Annotated in this window: 4 protein-coding genes and 1 tRNA gene; 2 read left to right on the top strand and 3 right to left on the bottom strand. The window is 48.0% G+C overall.

Annotated features, from left to right (window positions below):
- On the top strand, window positions 1-1,414 hold a 1,414-nt coding region (locus tag HWQ67_RS13070; protein ID WP_218253131.1), incomplete at its 5' end, for a tetratricopeptide repeat protein.
- A 28-nt stretch (window positions 1,415-1,442) separates the two neighbouring features.
- Window positions 1,443-1,799 carry a cupin domain-containing protein gene (locus HWQ67_RS13065; RefSeq protein ID WP_218253130.1) on the top strand — a complete coding sequence of 119 codons (357 nt, stop codon included), beginning with the start codon at window positions 1,443-1,445 and terminating at the stop codon, window positions 1,797-1,799.
- Between the two features lie 346 nt (window positions 1,800-2,145).
- On the opposite strand, the gene HWQ67_RS13060 is transcribed toward HWQ67_RS13065, so the two are convergent.
- The 3 genes from HWQ67_RS13060 to HWQ67_RS13050 form a co-directional block, all read right to left on the bottom strand.
- Window positions 2,146-3,357, bottom strand: coding sequence for a VCBS repeat-containing protein (locus HWQ67_RS13060; RefSeq protein WP_218253129.1), 1,212 nt, complete (start codon window positions 3,355-3,357; stop codon window positions 2,146-2,148).
- A 194-nt stretch (window positions 3,358-3,551) separates the two neighbouring features.
- Window positions 3,552-3,640, bottom strand: a tRNA-Ser gene (locus tag HWQ67_RS13055).
- Window positions 3,641-3,968: 328 nt separating this feature from the next.
- The coding region (locus HWQ67_RS13050) for a B12-binding domain-containing radical SAM protein (protein ID WP_218253128.1) at window positions 3,969-4,912 on the bottom strand (944 nt) is incomplete at its 5' end.

The following is a 4,912-nucleotide window of genomic DNA, read 5'->3' as shown; positions in this document are numbered from 1 at the left end:
TGATAATGGTGTCAGTGTCTGGTTTGATCAATGGGACTTGATACCTGGTGATGACTGGCGTGTAGCTGCAACGGAGGCGTTATCCAGTTCGTATTCGGTGGCTGTTGTTTTTGGGCCTGGATTTAAGGAGGATAGATTCTTTAGCCGCATCGTTGAGGATATCGAAAGGCGTATCAAGGAAAGACCTTATATCAAGATTGTGCTGATTTTATTCAATGGTGTAGAAATAAGCGAAGTCCCATCATTTTTGCAATCGTGCAGTTATGTTAGCTTAGACCCTGACTCTGACGTTGTTGATACGTTATCCGAAAGCGGTCATGAGTTGTATAGAATGGTTGTTTTAAAAGAGAAGGTTGAACATTGCAACACGTTTAAACATCCGGAGCGTTATCAGGAATTGATTGGATGTTATGAAGGCACGATAGGTTATGCAGGTGATATCTATGGGCATGAAAATCCGATAATTGCTGAGTTCTTAAAAGAGGTGGGGATACATCTGAAGTATATAGGGCGATTTAGGGAGTCTGTTGCTTTATTTGATCTGGCAATCAATATATGTGTCGATAATTATGGCGCCTCTCATGCCAGGATAGCAGAGTTGAACAACCTCACAGGATTAGCATTGTCTGAGTTGGGTTATTATAACAAGGCGCTTAAATGTTTAAACAGAGCGTTAGACATAGACATGTCGGTCTATGGCGAAAACCATACTAACGTAGCCAGAGAATACAACAGTATTGGAAGCGTCTGGTATGAATCAGGCGATTATAAAAAGGCGCTTGGGTTTTATGAACGGGCGTTGGAAATATACAAGGCTGTTCATGGGGAAAACCATATTGATGTTGCTACGTGCTATGTCAATATGGGAAGTGTCCGTGGTAAATTAGATGAGCACCAAAAAGCGCGTGAGTTATTTGACCTGGCATTAAAAATCGACATTGATGTTTCTGGAGAGAATCATCCTGATGTTGCCAGAGATTATAATAGCCTAGGTGAAGCTTGGTATTATCTGTGTGATAACAATAAATCACGTGAGTTTCTTGAGAAGGCGTTAAAAATAGACATGTCGGTCTATGGCGAAAACCATACTAACGTGGCCAGAGCTTATAACAACATAGGCTTTGTCTGGTCTGCTTTAGGTGATAAAAAGAAAGCACTTGAGCTTTACGAAAAGGCGTTAAAAATAGACATGTCGGTCTATGGCGAAAACCATACTAACGTAGCCAGAGCTTATAACAACATAGGTGGTGTCTGGTATGCTTTAAACAAAAAGAAGAAAGCCCTTGAGTATTACAATAAGGCTCTGAGCATCTTTGAAGCCTTCTACGGGGCTGACCATCCAGATACAAAGATGGTTCGTGACAAGATAGCGAAGGCATCGCCCAAGGTTCCCTACAGGCGGCCCACAAGCTGAATACCACTGGAGGGATATGGTTCATTGCATGAAGACTGTATACAAGGACATTATCCCATACATCACCAAGGATGGTTCGGAGATTCGGGAGTTATTGCATCCCTGGTATCACGGTGACATGGGGTTGAGCGTGGCCGAGGCCGTTGTCCATGCGGGGTGTGCAACCGCTCTGCACAGGCACATGGCTGCCGGGGAGGTCTATCACGTCACCGGCGGAAGAGGGACTATGACCCTCGATAACATGTGCTTCGACATCGAAACAGGCGACACGGTCTACATAAAACCTGCAACCCTGCACTGTGTCAAAAACACTCACGATACCCCTCTCAGAATCCTCTGCATCTGTCACCCCCCCTACAGCCATGACGATACGGAACTCGCATAGGCGCCGCAGACTTCCACCTGCTGATATACCGCTGCCTGCCTGCCGGTAAGATAACAATACTCATCAAACACCACTTTATAGCGCGTTTCGATTGTGTGCAATACAAGAAAGAAAGGGGCGGTTTGTGGCAGGGGTGCCCCACCCCCTCCGCCCCCCTTCAGAACCCCCTGCAAGGGGACCAGTCCCCTTGACCCCATTATTTCACGCTCAATTATCATGTCTGAAAAAACCTGTGTCATTTCAGTATACTGGTAATGGGACCAGGGTAGCTTGTGTATATCCCCCTCCCTTTGGGGGAGGGGGCAGGATAAAATTGCGAATTTATAGTTCTGCGCAGGGGACCGGATTACTTAATCTGCCAGGTGAGATAATCTACGGTTGCCGGTGAACCTGCGTAGGAGATCGTCGTGCCATCCATCAGCCAGACAGCTACCTGACCGGTTGCGAGATTCTGAAATACGATGTCGCTTGAGCCTGCGTTGTCGTAGTCGCCTACGTTTTTAATCTGCCAGGTGAGATAATCTAAGGTTCCCGGTGTGCCTGTGTAGGTAATTGTGTAGCCGTTCATGAGCCAGATAGCGATTTGACCGGTTGTCAGGTTTTGGAAGAGTATGTCGCTCTTGCCGTCGTTGCTAAAGTCGCCGGCTCCCTTGATCTGCCAGGTGAGATAGTCAACGGTTGCAGGAGAACCCGTGCCGGCAATTGCAGTACCGTTCATAAGCCAGATAGCAATCTGACCGGTTGTCAGGTTTTGGAAGACAATATCGCTCATACCGTCGCCATTGAAATCACCCACAGCCTTTATGAGCCAGGCGAGTTCTAACGTAGCGGGGATAGCGCTATCTTTTATCGACGTACCATTCATGAGCCAGATAGCAACCTCTCCAGCACCCTCTCCCGTGGTGAGGTTTTGGAAGACGATATCGCTCTTACCGTCGTAGTTGAAGTCCCCGATGCCCAGTATCTGCCACGTCAGTCCGACGGTGGAAGGGGTACCTATACTCTTGATCGTGGCGCCATCCATAAGCCAGATAACGATCTGACCGGTGGCGAGGTCCTGTAATACGATGTCGCTCTTGGTATCGCCATCGAAATCCCCGGCACCTTTTATTTGCCATGTGAGGTCAACGGTTGAAGGTACGCCCATGCTTGAGATATTGGTACTGTCCATGAACCATATGACGGTTTCCCCGGTCTTGAGGTTCTGCAGGACTATGTCGCTCTTGCTGTCGCCGTTAAAGTCACTCTGCTTACCTTTGACGATTGTGTTAAAGTTGGCCGAAACTGATTTGTCGGAGCTTATCAGCAGTACACAGGATGGCGTTGTGCTGGTGGAACATCCCGTCCAGCCTGTAAACGTTGAACCGGTATTTGCCGTGGCCGTTAGTGTTACCTGTGTTACAGTGCTATACGTAACGGTGCCTGTAGAGCCGTTCCAGGTGATAGTTCCCGTTGATGCCGTAACGGTCCCTGAGCCGGTGCCAGTTAAATTAATCGTCAGGGTGGCTGCTTCGGCAAAAGACAGACCTAAACTCAGTACACAGATCAAGACTACCACAGGAAAAAGATATCCTCTTCTTGATAACATCATAGTATCCTCTCATTTGTCAAACGTTTGAGTTGTGAAACAACCCTTACGTATCATATAACAATACGGGATAAACTTTCAAGTTGATGGTTTAAGCTTTGGGTTACCGTGGCGTTTTTCGATGAGGCGACAGAGATACAGGCTCGACGGCCTTAATATAACAGCGGAGAGGCAGGGATTCGAACCCTGGGTGGGCTTTGACACCCACAACCGCTTAGCAGGCGGCTGCCTTCGACCGCTCGGCCACCTCTCCACTACGCTTTCACGTTAGCTTAAACATAATAACAGAGGTCGTTGGGAAAAATCAACCCCCCAATTGCCTTAGGGTGAATAAATTTCTGGTGGACGTCAGTATGCTTACATTAAATGACTGACAATCTTCTTCCATTGTCCTGACAGATATAATATACTGAGCAGAAACATGTATAACAATAGTTCACCCCTAAGAAAAGTAAAGAAGGGAGGGGTCTCCTAAAACACTTGTGAGGGCTAAAAAAACAGCCCCCTACTTTCTTATGCACCCAACAACCTGACTAACTTTTATGTTTTTCCTTGAATCAACAGCATAATGAAAAACCCTCCTACGTACTCAACAACAATGCCAGCCCCTCCGATACCTGTTCCTTAAGCTCGTATAGGGTTTTAATGCCTTTCAGACGTTTGTACAGATAGGATGGTCTCAGATAAAAACGCCTTATTGCAGCGGACTTCAGGGCAAACAACTGTTCCCTGGAGAGATGCCTGGTGGGCATAACCACCGATGAGCCTGACTGATCCATTACGGAGAGGTGTTCATCGATTAGTCCTTCTGCAATGGCCTGCCTGCGCAATGGCGTACTCATCCGCGGTACGGCAACATTAAAGGAGGCAAAATCACAATCCAATTCCATCAGGAACTCCACAGTGTCGGCAATTGATTGCCGCGTTTCCTGGGGCAGACCAATTATAACGGTGGCAACCGTTCTGACCCCGTGGCGCCTGCACAGGGCAAATGCACGCCTTATCTGGTCAACCGTGTAGCCCTTCCGATACGCCCTCAGTACCTCGTCACTGGCCGATTCAACCCCCAGGATAACCGTATGACATCCCGCCTCCTTCATAGTCCCCAGCAACTGTTCATCGATGACGTCTGCTCGACTGTAACACACCCATCCAAGACTAAGCCTCGCCTGCTTCATATTTTCGCACAACTGCATGGCACGCCGCTTGTTTACACCAAAGGTCTGGTCTATAAAAAACACCTCCCGCTTTCCAAGTGTGCGCAACAACAGAAGCTCCTCCATAACAGCCTCTACACTCCTGTAACGGTAACCTATGCCACTCATCACGCAGAAGGAACACTTAAACGGGCAACCGTAATCCGTCAACACGGTGGCAAACTCGCCGTGCCTGACAAAGGGGAATCTGTATTTGGTTGAGCGAAACAACTGATGCCCGGGCGTGGGGATGCTGAACTCCTCATTAAAGGCCCTTGCTGTTGCAGGATGGCTGCCGTGTCTGTGTACAATCCCCCTGACGGAGTCGT

Origin of the sequence: Candidatus Magnetobacterium casense (genome assembly GCF_019173545.1) — a bacterium.
Classification (GTDB): domain Bacteria; phylum Nitrospirota; class Thermodesulfovibrionia; order Thermodesulfovibrionales; family Magnetobacteriaceae; genus Magnetobacterium; species Magnetobacterium cryptolimnobacter.
This window is presented reverse-complemented; position numbering and strand designations above follow the sequence as displayed.